Origin of the sequence: Acetomicrobium sp. UBA5826 (genome assembly GCF_002433005.1) — a bacterium.
In the GTDB taxonomy this organism is placed as follows: domain Bacteria; phylum Synergistota; class Synergistia; order Synergistales; family Acetomicrobiaceae; genus Acetomicrobium.
Genome location: NZ_DJHF01000017.1, coordinates 153719 through 172481 on the forward strand (window position 1 = coordinate 153719; position 18763 = coordinate 172481).

An 18763-nucleotide genomic window follows, 5' to 3' on the forward strand; every position below is an offset into this window, starting at 1 on the left:
ACCTCATTTCGACGTCAATTAAGTTCGTCATGGGCAGCAAGGACAGCTTCATTAAAGTTCAAAGGGCTTTGCTGTATTTTTCTGGGAGTCAAATGTAATAGAAATTCAATGTTTCCCTTTGGACCCTTTATTGGAGAATGCGTCAGCCCCGATGCATTAAAAGCGACATTTCGTTCTATCCACAAAATAAGATCGCGTAAAACTTCTTCGTGAACCTTTGGGTCTGTTACAACTCCGCCTTTACCAATCCTATCCCTTCCTGCTTCGAATTGCGGCTTCACCAAGGCTATTATATCTCCACTTTTTGACAGCAGGTCGACCAAGACGGGAAGTATTAACTTCAACGATATGAAGGAAACATCGACGGTAATTAAGTCGGCGTCTTCGTCAAAATCTTCTCTTCGCAAATATCTAGCGTTCGTCTTTTCCCTCACCACAACACGCTCGTCCTGCCTCAAAGACCAAGCCAACTGGCCGTAACCTACATCAACTGCATATACCTTTTTTGCGCCCCTCTCGAGCAATACATGCGTAAAACCTCCTGTGGAAGCGCCAATATCAATACAAACCAAACCTCCAGGATTCACGCCAAAAACGTCTAACGCCTTGAGTAACTTATGAGCTCCCCTGCTTACCCAACTATCCTGTCGTACTATTTCAATATCGCAATCTATGTCGACGAAGGTGCCAGCCTTTGAAACAAGCTCGCCATTCGCCTTAACCCTTCCCGCTAGAATCAATGCCGCTGCTTTATTTCTCGTATCAACAAGCCCTCGATAGACGAGCAGTTTATCCAATCGCTCTTTCGAAGTGCTCACTAACCCTTTTCACCACCTCATCGCTGCTTAATCCAACATAACGAAGCTGTTCATCTCTTGCCCCTTGAGGAACATAAATGTCAGGAATTGCAATATGAATCCAATCCAGGCCTTTATTTACGTCAAAGGCAAACTTGCTCAATTGTTCGCCTACGCCCCCTATACTGTAGGTCTCCTCGGCAATTACGACACAAGAATGGGCAGAAAACAACCTCTCAAGCGTCTCTAAATCCAATGGCTTTATAAATCTCAAGTCAACCACAGTAGGATTGATGTGTAATAAATTATTGATTTTATCGCAAGATTCCAGAAGAATAGGTATAGTACCTCCATAGCCAATCAACAGGATCTCTTCCCCCTGTCTCAAGATTTCAGACTTGAGCCATTCGGAGGGTTGATCCTCATCTCTTCTACCTAGAGAAAATGGGGCCTCTCCCTTTGGATACCTTATTATAGCCGGCAAAGCACTATGCTCAATCAAATTGGCGAATATATATTCCAAATCTATTACATCCCGGGGCGACGCAATGGTCAGTCCCGGGACCGATTTATACCAAGAGATATCGAGCAGCCCATGATGTGTTTCGCCATCCTCACCAACAAGCCCGGACCTATCTAAGGCAACAAGAACAGGCAACCTTTGCATAGCTATATCGTGATATAGTTGATCTGCCGCCCTCTGCAAAAAGGTAGAATAAATGAAGACGACCGGTCGCAATCCTCCCGCTGCCAAGCCGGCAGCGTAGGTAAGCAAATGCTCTTCTGCAATACCTACGTCAAAAAATCTTCCGGGGAATTTCTTTTTAAATCCCGTCAAATTGCAACCTTCCTCCATTGCAGCGGTAAGACAAATAATTCTGTCATCCTTTTCCGCAAGTTTCTCAACACATTGAGCTGAAGCCTTGCTCCAGGATAAAGAGTTGGCCGAGGAATTCGGCTTTTTCGCAGACACTCCATGATATTTGGTTGGGTTTTCTTCGGCCGGAACGTAACCTTTGCCCTTTTGAGTTATAACGTGTATTAAGACTGATTCATCAAAGGCTTTGGCCAGTTTGAATACCTCTTCAAGCTCTTCTATGTTGTGTCCGTTGAAAGGTCCCCAATAGTTAATGCCTAAAGCTTCAAATATGTTGATCGGCTGAAACATTGTCTTTACCTGGTATTTCATCTTTTTTAACGCCTCTGAGACTAGAGCACTACCCAAGGGCAATCCCTCGCAAAGCGACTTTATAGCATCCTTTGCCCTTCTATACGAAGGATTAGTGCTCAAGTGGCTAAGGTGTTTAGCTAAACCGCCAATTGGAACATTAATGGACATTTTATTGTCATTTAAGATTATTATCACTTTTGTCTTAAGTTCATCGATCTGGTTTAACGCCTCAAAGGACATGCCATTCGATATGGAAGAATCTCCTACTACAGCAATTACTTCATGTTTTTGGCGCAAAAGATCACGAGACTTGGCATATCCCATCGCGGCTGAAATGGACGTACCTGCATGGCCGGTGTTAAAGTGATCACAGGAGCTTTCCTCTCTTTTGGGAAATCCGCTAATTCCTTCCCATTGCCTCAGCGTGTTAAATCGATCCTTACGTCCCGTCAATATCTTATAGGTATAACATTGATGGCCAACATCAAAGACAATCTTGTCCTCCAATGGGTCGTAAACTGATAGCAGCGCAACGGTTAATTCGACAGTCCCCAGAGATGAGGCTAGATGTCCTCCGTTTTCCGTAGCCACATCTATAATCATTTGTCTTATTTCGTTGCAAAGCCGGCTCTTTTCTGTATGCTTCAAATGGCGAAGGTCCCTGTAGTCTTTGATTTTACCTAAATAATTCAATGACAAGGCTTATTTAGACCTCCTCGCAATATATTCCGCAATATCTAGAAAAACTTCGAAATCAGGTCCTAATGGAAGAATCGAGTCTATTGCTTTTTTCGTTTCTTCCATGGCCAACTCCTTCGCTCTTTCCAAACCGTGAAGGGCAACAAACGTTAGCTTGCCCTCCTTAGCGTCCTTTCCTGGCGTTTTTCCAAGCTCTGAAATGCTTCCCGTTACATCGAGTATATCATCAATGATCTGAAAGGAAATGCCGAGATGTGTCCCATAATTATATAAACATGACATTGTTTTTTCACCGGCTCCGACGAGTGCAGCCGAAGCGGTGATGGAAGCACGAAGCAAGGTAGCCGTTTTAAGCTCGCACATTTTCCACAAAAACTCCCCTTCTCCTTCGTGGCCTTCCTGTGTTATGTCGAGAGCCTGCCCTCCACATATCCCACAGGGTCCAATGGCATGGGAGAAAATTTTAAGGGCGTTAAGTATGTTCGATTGGGTAAAGCCAAGTCTCGGCAGTTCTTGCAAGCATAGTTCAAAGCCGTAAGCCAACAACGAATCTCCTGCCAAAACGGCCATTGCTTCGCCATATACTTTATGGTTCGTTAGTTTTCCACGTCTATAGTCATCATTATCCATGCAGGGAAGATCATCGTGAATTAAAGACGCAGTATGTGCCATCTCTATGGCGGCCGCTAAAGGCAACACTCCATCGGGGTCAATGCCAAGTTTTTCGGCGGTTATTTGACACAGGACAGGCCTTATCCTCTTCCCTCCATTCAAAAGCGAATAGGCAATACATTGACACAAGACATCCGGAATCTCGTCATTGTTGAGTATATTCTCCAAATAGGCATCTATTTTTTCTTTTTTCGACTCAAAGATTTGTTTTAGTTCAACATTACTCAATTTTCGCCCTCCTCTCGAGGTTCCCAAGGGGTCTCATCACCTTCTTCGCTTACGAGCATTATTTTTTGCTCCGCCTCGGCAAGATAGGCCTGACAACTTCTCACCAAGGCAACTCCCCGCTCAAATATACTCATAGCCTCCTCAAGAGGAAGCGCCTCCTTTTCCAGTCGTTGTATTATCTTTTCTAACTCTTCGATATCTTTTGAAAACGACATTTTCACTCCCCCAAACTGGACTTTTCATTTGATTTTTCGCTCTCATACATGTTAAAATACCCTCGCCGTTTTATATTGCAAAGGAGGTAACTTAACATGTCTCGTGTATGTGATTGTTGTGGACGAGGTCCGATAACCGGGAATAAGGTTAGTCATTCCAATCGCAAAACCAGGCGTCGTTGGCTGGTAAATTTGCAGGTCGTTAACGTTGATCTCGGTGGTGGTATCAAGAAGCGGATGAAAGTCTGTACTCGTTGTTTGCGCTCCGGTTTGGTCAAGCGGGCAATTTAAAAGCCCGCTTTTTATAATATTCATTTTGGGCCCAGACATATATATACTCCAACGCAACCGCTATCGACCTTTAAATCAACTTCTCGTTCATCGCTTACTAACTCGTTACTGACGGCAAATGGTTCATCGAGCCTCAACGTAGCATTATCCAGTTCCCATTTAACTTTTTTTATGCTAACCCCGTGAGAACTCGGGGTTAAAGACAAAAGGGAGATAGCAAGAGGCTTATTGTTAAAATGCAATTTCAATTCCTCACCGCCCCTTAACAGTATAAAGGATTCCTCTTCGTCAAGGAAACCAGCAGCATCCACCCCCCGTTTTTTTGCCCATTGCAAGCTAAAGATATTGCTCAAAGAGTGGTCCAATCTGCCGCCTAGTCCCGCCGTAACAAAGACAGATACCGACCTTCCGTAACTTCTGCTAATTTGCATTAGGGCAAGCTGTAAGTCGGTGTAATCTTTGTCTTTCGGATACCTGTAGACTTTTGCTCCAGCCTCCTTAGCCCATGCCCAATCCTCCAAAGGAGAGCTGTCTCCGTCGCCGACAATCGCTTTAGGTATGACATTAAGTTTTCTGCAATAGGTAACTCCTCTATCGGCTACCCAAACGTCAAAACATCTCGCCGTAGCTTCCAGCCATGCGTCACTTGGAGGCTTTCCGCCTGCTATCAGCAAAACCTTGCAGTCACAAAAGGAGGGAGTTCTTAGCATCGAAAAGGATTCGACTTCAATCAATTCCACTGCTTTCACCACCCAACGCTTCGGCCAAAACCTGCCTTGCCTTACCTTCATCGAGAAGTATTTCCCTAGGTTTAGATCCCTCCTGAGGACCAACTATGCCCAATTGTTCCATGGTATCGATAATACGTGCTGCCCTTGTAAATCCAATTCTAAGTTGACGTTGAAGCCTGCTGGCAGAGGCTATACCAGTCGCCAAGACAACTTCAACGGCCTCTTCGAGCAAGGGATCGTCCAAATAGGCAGCCTCATGGCTCGTTTGCCCCTCCTCCGATATGTTGATATATTCTGGCTCCCCAAAGATGTTAACGGTGTATTGTATAAAGCGATTTATAGTGTCCTCATCCACCCATGGAGCTTGAATTCTGACTGGTTTTGCGTACTTTGGAGACAGAAAAAGCATGTCGCCCTTTCCAAGGAGCTTCTCAGCGCCTCCTACATCGAGGATTGTTCTTGAATCGGCCTGGGATGGCAATGCGAAGGCCACTCGAGCTGGAATATTTGCCTTAATCAAACCGGTCACTACATTGACCGATGGTCGTTGCGTAGCCAAAATAAGGTGAATCCCCGTTGCCCTTGCCATCTGAGCTAACCTGCAAATATAATCTTCTACTTCTTTAGGCGAAGTCATCATTAAGTCTGCCAATTCGTCTACTACAATCACGATATTGTAGAGCCTATCCTTCGGCAAAACCTTCTCGTTATAAGACACGATATTTCTTACTCGTGCTTTTGCAAAGAGATCGTATCTCCGCTCCATTTCGTTAATAGCCCAAGCCAGGGCAGCCACTGCCTCCTTTGTCTCCACTATTGGCGATGCCAAGACATGAGGAAGCTTTTCGTAAAAGGTCATCTCTACTCTTTTGGGATCTATGAGAAGCAGTTTAACTTCATCTGGACGCCTCTCGAAGCACATTCCTATCAAACAAGAGGAAATAAAAACGCTCTTACCCGATCCGGTTGTTCCCGCCACGAGCAAATGAGGAAGGCTCTCAAGCCCAACCACCATGGGAGTGCCGTCTACGTTCAAGCCAAGCGGTAAAGGCAATTCATATTTTGAATGCGTGAAGTTAGGAGACTCTATGACCTCTCTCAAATGTACGGCCCTTCGCTTAGGGTTCGGTATCTCTATGCCAACATAAGGCTGTCCCAGTATCGGAGCTTCCACCCTGAGACTGGGAACTGCTAAAGCCAATGCCAGATCGTTCGACAAAGCCGCTATCCTGCTGACTTTTATTCCAGGTGCTATTTGTATACGAAATTGAATTACCGTAGGCCCCTGTACTATATCCGCTAACTCCGCTTCTATTCCAAATTCGGCCAAAGTATCGACTATCTTAGCCCCGTATCGCTCCAATATGGGCTTGATATCGGCAGTTATGTCGTTGTCAACGGCTGCCCCCAATATATCCAAAGGTGGAGGAAACTTTCCAGGCTCCACATCGGGAGGTAACACAAAACCGTCTTCAGCGTCGTCAAGTTCAAACACACTTAAGCCATCTTCGCTAATTTCGGAAACAATATCATCTACCTTTTCCCCGATTACAGACGATAGAGGAAGCCCAATATCGGCAGCTCCTTCGCTTACCTCTTTGATATGATCGCGAAAATCGATCGCATCATGGGACTGAAACTCATAATCGATGGATTTGGATTTGTCACGTCTGCTCCTCTTTCCGAATAAAGATAGATAAAAATCTTTTAGTTTACAGTAAAGCCTTGAAAAAGGTAATTTCAAGGCTGAAATGAAATCCGTGAAATTTCCCTTTCCATGAAGAAAAAAGAGCGTGATTGCCAACATCAATCCAAAAAGAGAAATACCAAGAGGTCCAACGCTTTGAAGCGATATTGATGCAATAAAATAACCCCAAGTTCCGCAAAAGGTTATATCAAAAGTGTTTGGATTATTTAGGTATATCAAACCGAGGAATAGCTCGAGAATCAAAAAGGACAAAAACACTATACCAGTTTGAGCTAATAGGGCCGAAACCTTTCGTTTAGCCAAGAGCACAATACATATATAACTTAAATAAAACAGCGGAATTAATGAGGCAAGACCACATTTTCCAGTTAGAAACTCCTTTGATCGCTCGCCGATAAAGCCTGTCCATGGAGTAAATATGCTTGTAATTAGGTAAATAGTAACGAAAAGAAGAAGGATCAAAAGAAATTCGAACATCTTGGTTGCTCTTTGCATCCTAACACGGCATCTCTCTTCGTTAAAAAAGTCAACAAAGGCTGCTTTCAGGGTATGAGTCAATCCGCCTACCCGCTCTTTAATTCCTCTTTTATTCGTTTTTGACCTGCCTTTTGTCTTTCTCGAATAGCGGTCTGACATTTAAATATCGCTTCCTCCTACGACTAGCTCCTTTATGAGAACGGTTGGCTGACCATCCGTCACTGGAACGGATTGGCCGTTTTTTCCACAAAAGCCGACATCAAGTTCTAGATCGCTTCCAACGGCCAAAATATCTTTCAACACTTGAGGTCCGTTCCCAACCAGGATAGCACCTTTTACCGGAACGGTTATCTTCCCATCCTCGATGAGGTATGCCTCTTCCACATTAAAGACAAAATCACCGGTTGTGGGATCCGTCTCACCGCCACCCATCTTTTGAGCGTAAAGCCCGAAAGAAACTCGCGAAATGATTTCCCCCTTTTCCATATTTCCCGGCAAGAGAAAGGTATTTGACATCCTGGTTATGGGATAAGAAGTATAGGATTCCCTTCTTCCATTGCCAGTCAGGGAAAGTCCCCACATTTTATTACAAAATATATCTGCCATATACGCCTTTAATATTCCATCTTCGATCAAGATAGTCCTTTGGGCAGGCGTACCCTCATCGTCAAATTTATACGACCCAAAAGCACCTTCGATAGTGGCATCATCTATTAATGTAACGGCTGGATTGGCAACCACTTCACCAATCCTATCCTTAAAAACGGAGCGATTTTTATAGACTATATCGCCTTCCAAAGCATGGCCACAAGCCTCATGAATCATCGTCCCCCCTGCCTCTCCTGATAGTACCACAGGTACCTTCCCTGCTGGACAAGGAGAACATTCTGGACCAAGCAAGGCCCTTTTGGCAGCTTTTAAAGCTGTTGACATTGTATCCGTTCTTTCTAAAAACTGTGCAAAAGGAAGGCTGAATCCTCTTGACTCGTACCCTGAAAAGAGCTTGCCGTCCTTTTCCACGACGATGTGGGTAGAAAAGCGAGATGAATACCTGGTATCTCTAACTAAATCTCCCCGACTGTTAATGATAGTTATTTCTTTTTCAGAGGTGCTCAGCCTTAAGGTTACCTTTTTTATATATTTACTTTCTTTTACGAGATTATGATGTATTTCCCTTAACATAGCGCTATCAATTTGCGCATTCGTAAGCTGTTCCTGTTTTACAAGGGGTTCCGGCGCAGGCATGGGTAAAGGGCAATTGATATTTATCGTTTTAATGACATCATCAACTAGCTTTACTGCCACATCGGACGTAATACCGTGAACGTGACCATAGTGAGTCATTCCATCGCTTAGGAGACGAAATCCGCTTCCTCCGGCGCTTCCTGATGTTATCTCTTCAGTTCTGCCATCTTCAACAGATATGCTATGACCAAAAGAACTCTGGATATAAAGATCGCAAAAAATATCTTTTTTGCGTCCCAAGGAAATTAGTGCTTCGACAAGAGCATTAACAGACAAAGGGATCACCCCTATTCAATTCTTATACTTCCCCCTGCGACCTTGAAATCATCTATTTCGCGTCTAAGCAACGATATCAACTCATAAACCTCTTCTTCCATATCGCCTGCATAATAAAACCAGACATGCCCATCGGGAGCTTCTTCTTTTCTAACATACCCTAAGTTATCATAACCGTCGACAACAGCACTCAAATAGAAAATATCGGATTCGTTTACGCGCAGCAAAAGTTTACATAGAGCCGATTTGTATTTAACCATCCCTACCTTCTTCGCCTTTGACAACGCTTTTCATCCATTCATACATGCCTATGCTTGCCGCTACTGCAGCATTTAAGGACCCCGTCTTCCCAAACATAGGTATAGATCTTATATCATCGCAAGCCCTCGCAACGATCGGAGAAATGCCAGACTCTTCCGAACCAACCACCAGGGTGAGCTTGCCTCTGATCGAAGGCTCATCCCAGAGGTATCTGTCAGCTCTCTGGTCCAACCCCACTACCCACATCCCGTTTTCCTGCAGCCTCTTTATAGCACTTACCAAGTTGCTAACAGAAACCATCATAACACGCATACTCGCGCCGGCACTACTTTTATGCACCGCACTGCTTGGATAAGCACTGTTGCGCTTTGGGAAAATCACGCCCAAAGCCCCAAAGACTTCTGCGCTCCTGATTATAGCTCCAAGGTTGTTAGGATCTTTTATTTTATCTGCAACTACAACAAGGGGGTTATCCTTTTTTTCTGTTATTCTGTCTATCAATTGATTGATATCACCCAAATTTCCTTGGGAAATATAGGCTAATACCCCTTGATGAGAGGCCCCTCCCGATACTCTGTCGAGAGTTTTATTATCTACCTTCAGAACAGGAATGCCATTCTTGCGTGCCCTATCGTAAATGTCATCAACAAGCTTTTTGTTAATTCCTTCTGATATCAATATCTTATGACAACGATGCGGCGATTCCTCCAACAGAGCTATCACAGTATGGCGCCCGTAACATATATCTTCGATGCCGGAGTCTCTCATGATACTAAATACCTTCCCCCTCTAATATCTCCCAAAAAGGAAGATAAATATTTGCCTGTATAGCTACGTTCGTTCTCGGCTAACTCTTCAGGCGTCCCCACAGCAACCACGTAGCCACCGCCATCTCCGCCTTCCGGTCCCAAATCAACTATGTAGTCACAGGAGGCAATAAAATCTAAATTGTGCTCTATCACCACAACCGTGTTACCTTGATCGACCAATCTATGCAAAAGTAAGAGCAACTTTTTTACATCGCTATAATGTAACCCTGTTGTCGGTTCATCCAAAAGATATAGGGTGGAGCCCTTGAATTGCTTGGCAAGCTCTGTGGCGAGCTTAACCCTTTGAGCTTCGCCTCCGCTCAAGGTAGGTGCCGGTTGACCGAGACGTATATAACCCAATCCGGCCTCTTTTATGACGGAAAGTTTCTTTTCGATCTTCGGAATATCCTTAAAGAACTCGCAGGCTTCATCTACCGTCATATCGAGAACGTCAGTTATGTTTTTGCCTTTAAACTTTACTTCTAGGGTTTCCCTGTTGTAACGTTTCCCCTTACATACTTCACATGTCACGTAAGCATCGGGCATAAAGAGCATGGGAACGCGCACTACTCCTTCTCCCTTACAGGCTTCGCATCTGCCGCCTTTGACGTTAAAACTAAATCTCCCCATAGAATAACCTCTCAGCTTGGCTTCCGGAAGCATGGAGTAAAATTCCCTTATATGAGTGAAGGCGCCAGTGTACGTTGCAGGATTAGACCTTGGCGTCCGACCAATAGGGCTTTGGTCAATGAGAACAACATTTTGAACTTGAGAGTACCCTTCGATAGTTCTATGTTTGCCCACTCTTGCTCTAAAATCGCTATCTATAAGTTTTTTGATGCCTTTAAATATTATTTCATAAAGCAAAGTACTTTTGCCTGAGCCAGAAACTCCGCTTATACAGACCAGGCCGCCCAGTGGAATCGAAACATCAATAGATTTTAAGTTATTCTCTTCGGCTCCGTATATCTTTATATATCCTTTTGGCTTCCGTCTGCTGTTGCCGGGAGGGAAGACAACGCCAGAGCTTTCTCCACGCAGGTAGCGGGCAGAGAGACAGCAGGAATTTTTAATCTCATCGCCAGAACCTTCAAATACAATCTCTCCCCCTCTCTCTCCTGCCTCCGGGCCCATCTCTATGATATGATCTGCAGCCATCATTACTTCTCTGTCATGTTCAACGACAATAATGCTATTGCCCAGATCTTTTATCGATTCCAACGTTTTTAGTAACCTGCTTGTATCTCTAGAGTGAAGTCCGATAGTCGGCTCGTCCAATACATAGAGGACTCCGGTCAACTTCGAACCTATCTGAGTAGCAAGGTGAATTCGCTGGCTTTCCCCGCCGCTTAATGTATCGGCCCTTCTATTTAACGTCAAATAGCCAACTCCTACATCAACGAGAAAGGAAAGTCTCTTAAGTAGTTCCTCGACGACAGGACGTACAACTTTTTCCCATTTGCTCTCCTCTGATCTTATTTTGTTGACTACATTGACTAAATTAGCGACCTGCATTTCTACCATGTCACCAATTGTATAACCCGCTATCTTGACCGCCAAAGCTTCCGGTCGCAATCGCTTTCCACCACAGCTTTCGCATATATCTTCCGTCCTGAATTTGGAAAGTTCCTCTTTGACGTTATCCGACTCAGTCTCTCTCCAGCGCCGTTCTAACCAAGGAATTAAACCTTCATATCGCCCCATATAAGTAAATTCTTCGCCATGTTCTCTATATGTCATTGGAGCTCTATCGTTTGAACCGTTTATTACCGTCTCTACGACATATTTAGGCAATGACTTAAAGGGGAGGTCTAAGTTCCATTCCTTCTTTTTTGCTATAGCCTCCAAGCGCCTTAACATGTAATGATTTTTGCCCCAAGGTATAATGGCACCTTCTAATACCTTTCTTTCAGGATCTATTGCAAATTCTTTAGAAAAGTACTCATAACTTCCGATTCCCGAACAAGAGGGGCATGCGCCATAGGGACTATTGAAGGAAAAAAGCCTGGGCTCTATTTCCGGGATAGATATTCCGCAATCGGGGCAAACGAATTTATTAGTTAACAGTTCCTCCTCTATTTCGTCTATTAAAAAAAGAACAAACCCCTCGGCCAATTCGAAGGATTTTTCAACAGCCTCGCTTAAGCGATCTCTTCTGCTTTCATGGGCTCTTATACGATCCAAAACAACTTCTATATTGTGTGGTCTGTTTTTATCCAGAGCTATTTCCTCTTCAAGCCAAAAAACCTGACCATCAACCCTTACTCTTACATAACCTGCTTGTCGTAATTTCAAAAGGAGATTTTTGTGTTCTCCTTTTTTCCCCTTGACCACTGGAGCAAGTATCGTAAGCCTTCTATCCTTCCATTTATTCAAGACCAAGTCTACTATTTCGTCCACAGTATAGCGATGCACTTCGTGACCGCATATGTGACAATATGGCACTCCTGCTCTGCCATACAAAAGTCTCAAATAATCGTAAATCTCGGTAACTGTTCCAACTGTAGAACGTGGATTGTGAGATATTCCCTTTTGTTCTATCGATATAGCCGGCGATAAACCGGATATGTCATCTACGTCAGGTTTATCTTGCATACCTAAAAACTGCCTCGCGAAGGCCGACAGAGATTCGACATACCTGCGTTGGCCCTCTGCATATATGGTATCAAATGCCAGCGACGATTTACCCGATCCCGATGGCCCTGTTATCACGACCATTTTGTTTTTGGGGATCTTTACATTTATATTTTTTAAATTATGCTGTCTTGCTCCTTTTACGATTATGTACTGTTCCACGCGTAATTCTTCCTCCCTTGATATCGCTGATCAAATCTCGCAATCTCGCAGCCTCTTCGAAGTTAAGTTTTGCAACAGCATCCCACATCATGCGCTCCAGCTCTTCGAGAGACACTTCGCTGGGTCTTGGAACTGACCCGTCATCTCCTTCGCCCTCTCTCTTTTCCAAGAGCTCTTCCGGCAAAAGATGTACAATGGGTTTAACGATGCTCTTCGGCTCAATACCATGTTCGATGTTAAAGGCTTCCTGTATTTTTCTTCGACGTTCTGTCTCGCTTACTGCAACCTTAATGCTTTCCGTCATTTCGTCGGCATAGAGAACTACCGTACCTGCCGCATGTCTTGCCGCCCTTCCGATCATCTGAATAATGGAGCGAGAAGAACGCAAGAAACCTTCTCTGTCTGCATCGAGTATGGCCACCAAGCTTACCTCAGGAAGATCAAGGCCCTCTCTCAATAAATTTACTCCCACCAAAATGTCAATGGTGCCAATCCTGAGATCACGAAGAAGCTCGGCCCTTTCAAAGGTATCGAATTCAGAATGGATGTATTTCACTTTATATCCCAATCCAGCAAGATATTCCGCCAAATCCTCAGCTGATCGCTTTGTCAAAGTATTGACCAATACTCTCTTGTTTTCTCTAAGACATCCTTTAAGCCGATAGAGCAAATCGTCAAGTTGATTTTTTGCAGGAACTACCTCTACTTTGGGATCTAAAATCCCTGTGGGCCTAACAAGAAGCTCAACTACCTGTTCCGATGTCGATAATTCATAATCCCCGGGGGTTGCCGACACGAAAATTACTTTTTTCATATATTCTTCGAACTCCTCCCACCGGAGTGGTCTGTTGTCGAGACAGGAAGGCAACCTGAAGCCATGTTCCACCAGCGTCTTCTTTCTTGAAATATCGCCATTGTACATTCCTCTGATTTGAGGAACGGTTATATGAGATTCATCTATTACCATGACAAAATCGTCAGGAAAGAAATCCAGAAGGGTTCCCGGCGGTTCCCCCGGATTTCTGCCATCTAGATGTCTTGAATAGTTCTCTATACCTGAACAATAACCTACTTCGGACAACATTTGCATATCATAACGAGTCCGAGTCGACAAACGCTGCGCCTCCAATAGTTTACCCTCAGATTGAAGCTCCGCTACACGGAGATCCAATTCTTCTTCAATTGCTTTTAACGCCTTTTTAATTGAATCATGGGTTGTAACGTAGTGTTGGGCGGGAAATACGGCAGCGGAATCCTTTCCGACAATTGTCTTACCCCATAAGGGGTCAATCTCCTCTATTCTCTCTATTTCGTCATCGAAAAAGAAAACACGTAACGCTGTATCGCTATAAGCTGGATAAACTTCGACTACATCGCCTCGTCCACGGAATGTCCCAGGCTCTAACGTCGTATCGTTACGCTCGTAATAGTTGTCGAGCAATCTCTTGAAGAAGTCCTTTCGGTTAATATTATCGCCGACAGAAAATCTAAAGATTGCTTCTTCGTAGGACTTTCGCCTACCCAAACCGTATATACAGGACACACTTGCGACTACAATAACATCTCTTCTTTCCAGCAAAGCCTTGGTTGTAGCCAACCTCAATTTTTCGATCCTTTCGTTTATAGAAGCGTCCTTTTCTATATAGATGTCCTGCGATGGTAAATATGCCTCGGGTTGGTAGTAATCATAATAGCTAACGAAATAATGGACTTCGTTATTAGGAAAGAAATCTTTAAATTCACTGTATAGCTGTGCAGCTAGCGTTTTGTTGTGAGCTATTACCAAGACCGGCCTTTGGATCTTCTCGATCACATTCGCTATAGTGAAGGTTTTTCCACTCCCCGTAACTCCAAGGAGAGTTTGATACCTCATGCCCTGCTTCAAGCCTGAGGCCAATTTTTCTATGGCGAGAGGCTGGTCCCCAGCCGGTTTCCAGGGAGCTACTAGCTCAAATTTTTTTTGGCCTTCTCCTTGGTACTTCATTTTTACAAAAACCACCTCATGTATATTATCAAGAAAAAGCATGACGCGCAGGATTATCTACGCGCCATTATCTAGTATATCTAAAGCATCCTATCCACAGTCAGTGATGTCCAATTATACCTATGCCGGATCTATCCTAGGTTCAAGCTGAAGTGACGTTTTTTTCTCAACAGCCTGTGCCGCGGCAACTGACTCGGCATCAGCATCCCCCTCAGAACGATCCGTCACTTCATCAAGTTTTTCGTTGATTAAGCTATCTAATTCTTCGCCCTCCAAAACTTCTTTTTCCAGTAAAACCGCAGCAATTTTTTCAAGTACCGAGTCATGTTTAACCAAAAGATCTCTAACTAACTCATAACAGTCGTCAATGATACGCCTGACTTCTTGGTCTATAGCGTATGCGATCTCTTCGCTGTAATTCCTATCTTCGACTATATCTCTTCCAAGAAATATCTCGTGTTGTTTTCGTCCCAATCTAACCGGACCCAATCGTTCGCTCATTCCGAACTCGGTGACCATTTTCCTGGCTATTTGGGTAGCGCGCTCTAAATCGTTCTGGGATCCCGTAGTGATATCGTCGCTCTTGAGCTCCTCGGTAACTCTTCCGCCTAATAAAACACATATTTGATTCAATAGCTCTTTTTTGGATATGAGAAAGCGATCTTCTTCGGGCAGCTGCATAGTATAGCCCAAGGCCTGATGCCCCCTGGGTATTATGGAGACTTTATGCACGGGATCGCAATCGGGCAAAAGCTTGGCCACAAGAGCATGACCCGACTCGTGTAATGCTATGACTCTTTTTTCCTTCGGGCTTATAACCCTGCTCCTGCGTTCCGGCCCAGCTATTACTCTGTCTATGGCCTCTTCAAACTCCTCCATCGTTATTTGCTTCTTATTGCGCCTTGCAGCCAATAAAGCTGATTCGTTAACCAGGTTAGCTAGATCGGCACCAACAAATCCTGGAGTCCTTTTTGCTATAATTTCCAAATTTACATTGGGATCCACTTTTTTGTCTCGTAAATGAACCTTAAGTATGGCCAGTCTTCCATTGAAATCAGGCCTGTCGACGACGATCTGACGATCAAACCGCCCGGGTCGAAGAAGTGCAGGGTCCAATATATCGGGTCTGTTGGTCGCTGCTATTACGATTATTCCCGTCGACGCATCGAACCCGTCGAGCTCTACGAGCAATTGGTTTAAGGTTTGCTCTCTCTCATCGTGCCCTCCTCCAAGCCCAGCTCCTCTATGCCTTCCGACGGCATCTATTTCGTCTATAAAGATAATGCAGGGCTGATATTTCCTGGCCTGCTCAAAAAGGTCCCGAACCCTGGCAGCTCCGACGCCGACGAACATCTCCACGAAGTCCGAACCGCTGATGCTGAAGAAGGGTACATCTGCCTCCCCTGCTACAGCTCTAGCCAATAAGGTCTTGCCCGTACCGGGATGCCCTAGCAGAAGAACTCCTCTGGGTACCCTAGCACCCAGGGCAGAAAATTTTCTTGGATTTCGCAAGAACTCTATAACCTCATGCAACTCTTCCTTGGCTTCGTCGCAACCCGCAACGTCATCGAAGGTTACCTTAGGACGATTATCCAAGAACATCTTTGCCTTGCTTTTAGCGAAGGACATGACTTTGCTTCCCCCGCCTTGCATGTGATAGAGAATGAAAATCCATGCACCTATCAAAAGAAGGGTTGGGAATAGGGAAGAGACCATCCCAGACCACCAAGGAGCCGCTTGTGGTGGTTTGACTTCCACATTAACACCCCTTGCCGCTATCTCCTTCGCTAAATCTCCCACTCCAACGGCATAGGTATTAAACACTCTACCATCCTTTAATTTACCCGTAATGCTGGATCCATCTATGGCAACCTCCGTAACGTTGCCCTTATCAACTTGTTCAAGGAACTCTGAATAAGATAGTGGCGCAACATCACGAGTTTGCTGCATTGGAGTGATGAACATGTTGACCAGACTAACTACGAGCACTATCAATATCAAATACAACCCTAAGTTTTTCATCATTCTATTCAATCTATTACCACCTCTTTACCCTAAAACAGGCTTTCCGCCTCATATAGAGGGCCTTACAACATATATTGACGGCAAATTTCTCCACAATCCCGCATAATCCAAGCCATATCCTACTACAAATTCATCGGGAATTGTAAATCCGCAATAATCGATATTTACCTCTGACTGATGCCTCTCCGGCTTATCCAAGAGAACGCATACCTTCAGGCCTCTCGGTTCCCTTTCCATCATGAGTCTTGACAAATAAGAGAGCGTCAATCCCGTGTCCATGATATCTTCTACAATCAAAACCTCGCATCCCTTGATATCGGTATCTATATCCTTGATAATTCTCACGATTCCGCTTGTCTTTGTAGAGGCACCATACGACGATACCGCTAAAAAGTCAATTTTCACCTTTACTGAGCTGTCTATATTTCGAACTAGATCTGAGAGAAATATAACTGCTCCTTTGAGAACGCCAATAATTATCAACTCTTTGCCTGCATAATCTTTCGATATTTGCCGACCCAATTCCATTACCCTTTTTTTAATTTCTTCTTCGCTAATTAGAATTTCGCTCAACTCATACGACATAAATGCTACATCCTTTCGTCTTTCTGGTAATGTGCTTTTATCTGAACGGCTCTCGATGAAGGCCATATTACATTTTTGCCCTTGCCTTCGCCGTATATCGGTACCCACCACATTTTACAACTTAAAATGAATATTGGCCATCCTCGTTTGGCCCACCAAGACATAAATTCCAGGTTCCAATCAAAAGTTTTGCGAGCCTTAATAGCAGACATAACCCTAATAACAGCGCTCTCTTGATTGTCAATTATAAGGCGACACTGATGAGTGCCAAATTTGCTTTGAGTGAACTTGCCCTCTAAAAGCTCCCAAGAAATTTCCCAACCATTCCAAGAAAATGTTCCGCTCGGCCTCGATTCCAAATCTATTGGGACATCGATTAATCTATCATTAACATCCCAGTCAAGCCAAGCAATGAAATTTTTATCTCCACAAACCTCAACTTTGCCCTCCCACTGAAACCTCCAATTTATCTTATCTTTAATGAGCTTGAGCAACAATTCAGTTCTGTCGCTTGAAAGAGTGGTTAAATGCATATCTCTTTGTTGTTTGCGAAGACATTCTGCTATTTGTAAAGCAGGAAGATTCAAAGACCGCAGGGCCTTCCTGTCCCAAAGAGCCTTCGTGTAAGGAAGAGGTTTTATCCCAACGAGGCCGTTAATTTTAGCGGCCTCGTTCTCGAGCAAATTGGCCGTTTCGAAAGCTTGCCTGGAAAGAAAGGCGATATGTTTTCTGATCTTTGGGTTATACTCCCTTTCGAGCAGAGGGATCAGCTGTAATCTTATCTTGTTTCTAGCGTAATTGGTATCTACATTGGTAGAATCCTCTCTCCAGTTGACACTAAGTCCCTCGAGGAGATCGATTATTTCCCTTCTGGTAAAATCTATCAAAGGTCTTGCTATATAACCGCGCTTTTCCGGAATACCTTGCAGACCTCTCAATCCGGTACCTCTTATTACGTTAAATAGAACTGTTTCGACAAGATCGTCGTTATGATGGCCCACGGCAATGCATGCAGCTTTATTTTCGCTCCTAATTTTTTCAAGAAATTCATAACGAAGTCTACGCGCGGCTTCTTCGATGCCTTCTCCTTTTTGACGCAACTGAGGTACTGGGACGCTTTCCATAAAAAAGGGGCATTGAAAACTGAAGGCCAAATCGCGCACGAATACAGCATCCTCGATCGATTCCCTACCCCTTATTCCATGTTCAAAGTGAGCTACGATAACCTTACCTCGCCATAGATTAACGAGCATCCAGAGGAGTGCCACCGAGTCCGGCCCTCCCGATATGCCGGCAACTATCGAATCAGCGATGTTCCACCATCCTTGTCGTTCTCCTGCAGCCTTGAATTTAGGATAGTACCAACTCATAATCCATTTAGGAATGTCTTTCGATAAATACACCTTTATAATCACCTGTGGGTCAAAAAGATATAACATGGGCGGGGTAACAGCCCCGCCCATGTAGAACGCAAAATTTTGGTGGCGGTGAGTGGATTTGAACCACTGACCCTACGGGTATGAACCGCATGCTCTCGCCAACTGAGCTACACCGCCAAATTGGTTGCGGGGGCAGGATTTGAACCTGCGACCTTCGGGTTATGAGCCCGACGAGCTACCGGTCTGCTCCACCCCGCGATATCACTCACTCTTACCCCGGACGCCAGATGGTGCCGGGCGCGGGACTTGAACCCGCACGGACCTTGCGTCCCCGGGATTTTAAGTCCCGTGCGTCTACCATTCCGCCAGCCCGGCTGGCAAGAAACATTATAGGAATATGCGGAGCAGTAGTCA

General features: G+C 44.5%; 15 protein-coding genes and 3 tRNA genes. 1 reads left to right on the top strand and 17 read right to left on the bottom strand.

Annotated features, from left to right (window positions below; translation table 11 throughout):
• Nucleotides 1-14: 14 nt before the first annotated feature.
• From B3N34_RS05170 to B3N34_RS05185, 4 genes are read right to left on the bottom strand one after another with little or no spacing between them, the layout of a single operon-like run.
• On the bottom strand, nucleotides 15-818 hold the full coding sequence (locus B3N34_RS05170; RefSeq protein ID WP_286975508.1) for a TlyA family RNA methyltransferase: 804 nt from the start codon (nucleotides 816-818) through the stop codon (nucleotides 15-17).
• Nucleotides 790-2667: a 1-deoxy-D-xylulose-5-phosphate synthase gene (dxs, locus tag B3N34_RS05175; RefSeq protein WP_286975510.1), complete on the bottom strand. Its 1878-nt coding sequence runs from the start codon at nucleotides 2665-2667 to the stop codon at nucleotides 790-792. The genes B3N34_RS05170 and dxs overlap by 29 nt, the downstream gene beginning before the upstream one ends.
• Before the next feature lie 3 nt (nucleotides 2668-2670).
• The gene (locus tag B3N34_RS05180) at nucleotides 2671-3567 is read right to left on the bottom strand and encodes a polyprenyl synthetase family protein (RefSeq protein ID WP_273002875.1); all 897 of its coding nucleotides are present in this window, start codon (nucleotides 3565-3567) and stop codon (nucleotides 2671-2673) included.
• A complete protein-coding gene (locus tag B3N34_RS05185) occupies nucleotides 3564-3782 on the bottom strand; it encodes an exodeoxyribonuclease VII small subunit (RefSeq protein WP_009201106.1) in 219 nt (72 codons plus the stop codon). The genes B3N34_RS05180 and B3N34_RS05185 overlap by 4 nt, the downstream gene beginning before the upstream one ends.
• Before the next feature lie 96 nt (nucleotides 3783-3878).
• Between B3N34_RS05185 and rpmB the strand changes: the two genes are divergently transcribed.
• Nucleotides 3879-4073: a 50S ribosomal protein L28 gene (rpmB, locus tag B3N34_RS05190; RefSeq protein ID WP_071804931.1), complete on the top strand. Its 195-nt coding sequence runs from the start codon at nucleotides 3879-3881 to the stop codon at nucleotides 4071-4073.
• Nucleotides 4074-4093: 20 nt separating this feature from the next.
• On the opposite strand, the gene B3N34_RS05195 is transcribed toward rpmB, so the two are convergent.
• The 13 genes from B3N34_RS05195 to B3N34_RS05255 form a co-directional block, all read right to left on the bottom strand.
• A complete protein-coding gene (locus B3N34_RS05195; protein WP_273002874.1) occupies nucleotides 4094-4813 on the bottom strand; it encodes a thiamine diphosphokinase in 720 nt (239 codons plus the stop codon).
• Entirely contained in the window at nucleotides 4800-7148 is a 2349-nt protein-coding gene (locus B3N34_RS05200) for a DNA translocase FtsK (RefSeq protein ID WP_286975515.1), read from the bottom strand. Before B3N34_RS05200 ends, B3N34_RS05195 begins: the two co-directional genes overlap by 14 nt.
• Entirely contained in the window at nucleotides 7149-8519 is a 1371-nt protein-coding gene (locus tag B3N34_RS05205; RefSeq protein ID WP_286975518.1) for a TldD/PmbA family protein, read from the bottom strand.
• 2 nt (nucleotides 8520-8521) lie between these two features.
• Nucleotides 8522-8794 (bottom strand): DUF4911 domain-containing protein, encoded by a 273-nt coding sequence (locus B3N34_RS05210; protein ID WP_286975521.1) that lies wholly within the window; start codon nucleotides 8792-8794, stop codon nucleotides 8522-8524.
• Complete coding sequence (gene rlmB, locus B3N34_RS05215) at nucleotides 8763-9539, bottom strand: 23S rRNA (guanosine(2251)-2'-O)-methyltransferase RlmB (RefSeq protein ID WP_286975524.1); 777 nt, start codon at nucleotides 9537-9539, stop codon at nucleotides 8763-8765. Before rlmB ends, B3N34_RS05210 begins: the two co-directional genes overlap by 32 nt.
• Nucleotides 9536-12376, bottom strand: a complete 2841-nt coding sequence (uvrA, locus tag B3N34_RS05220) for an excinuclease ABC subunit UvrA (RefSeq protein ID WP_286975527.1) — start codon at nucleotides 12374-12376, stop codon at nucleotides 9536-9538. The genes rlmB and uvrA overlap by 4 nt, the downstream gene beginning before the upstream one ends.
• On the bottom strand, nucleotides 12336-14360 hold the full coding sequence (gene uvrB / locus B3N34_RS05225) for an excinuclease ABC subunit UvrB (protein ID WP_286975531.1): 2025 nt from the start codon (nucleotides 14358-14360) through the stop codon (nucleotides 12336-12338). The genes uvrA and uvrB overlap by 41 nt, the downstream gene beginning before the upstream one ends.
• 120 nt (nucleotides 14361-14480) lie before the next feature.
• Nucleotides 14481-16394 (bottom strand): ATP-dependent zinc metalloprotease FtsH, encoded by a 1914-nt coding sequence (gene ftsH / locus B3N34_RS05230; RefSeq protein WP_273003217.1) that lies wholly within the window; start codon nucleotides 16392-16394, stop codon nucleotides 14481-14483.
• Between the two features lie 39 nt (nucleotides 16395-16433).
• Nucleotides 16434-16970 (bottom strand): hypoxanthine phosphoribosyltransferase, encoded by a 537-nt coding sequence (hpt, locus tag B3N34_RS05235; protein WP_273003218.1) that lies wholly within the window; start codon nucleotides 16968-16970, stop codon nucleotides 16434-16436.
• A gap of 5 nt (nucleotides 16971-16975) precedes the next feature.
• Nucleotides 16976-18373: a tRNA lysidine(34) synthetase TilS gene (tilS, locus tag B3N34_RS05240; protein ID WP_286975534.1), complete on the bottom strand. Its 1398-nt coding sequence runs from the start codon at nucleotides 18371-18373 to the stop codon at nucleotides 16976-16978.
• A 76-nt stretch (nucleotides 18374-18449) separates the two neighbouring features.
• Nucleotides 18450-18526, bottom strand: a tRNA-Met gene (locus B3N34_RS05245).
• 4 nt (nucleotides 18527-18530) lie between these two features.
• Nucleotides 18531-18607, bottom strand: a tRNA-Met gene (locus B3N34_RS05250).
• A gap of 30 nt (nucleotides 18608-18637) precedes the next feature.
• A tRNA-Leu gene (locus B3N34_RS05255) sits at nucleotides 18638-18724 on the bottom strand.
• Nucleotides 18725-18763: the final 39 nt, after the last annotated feature.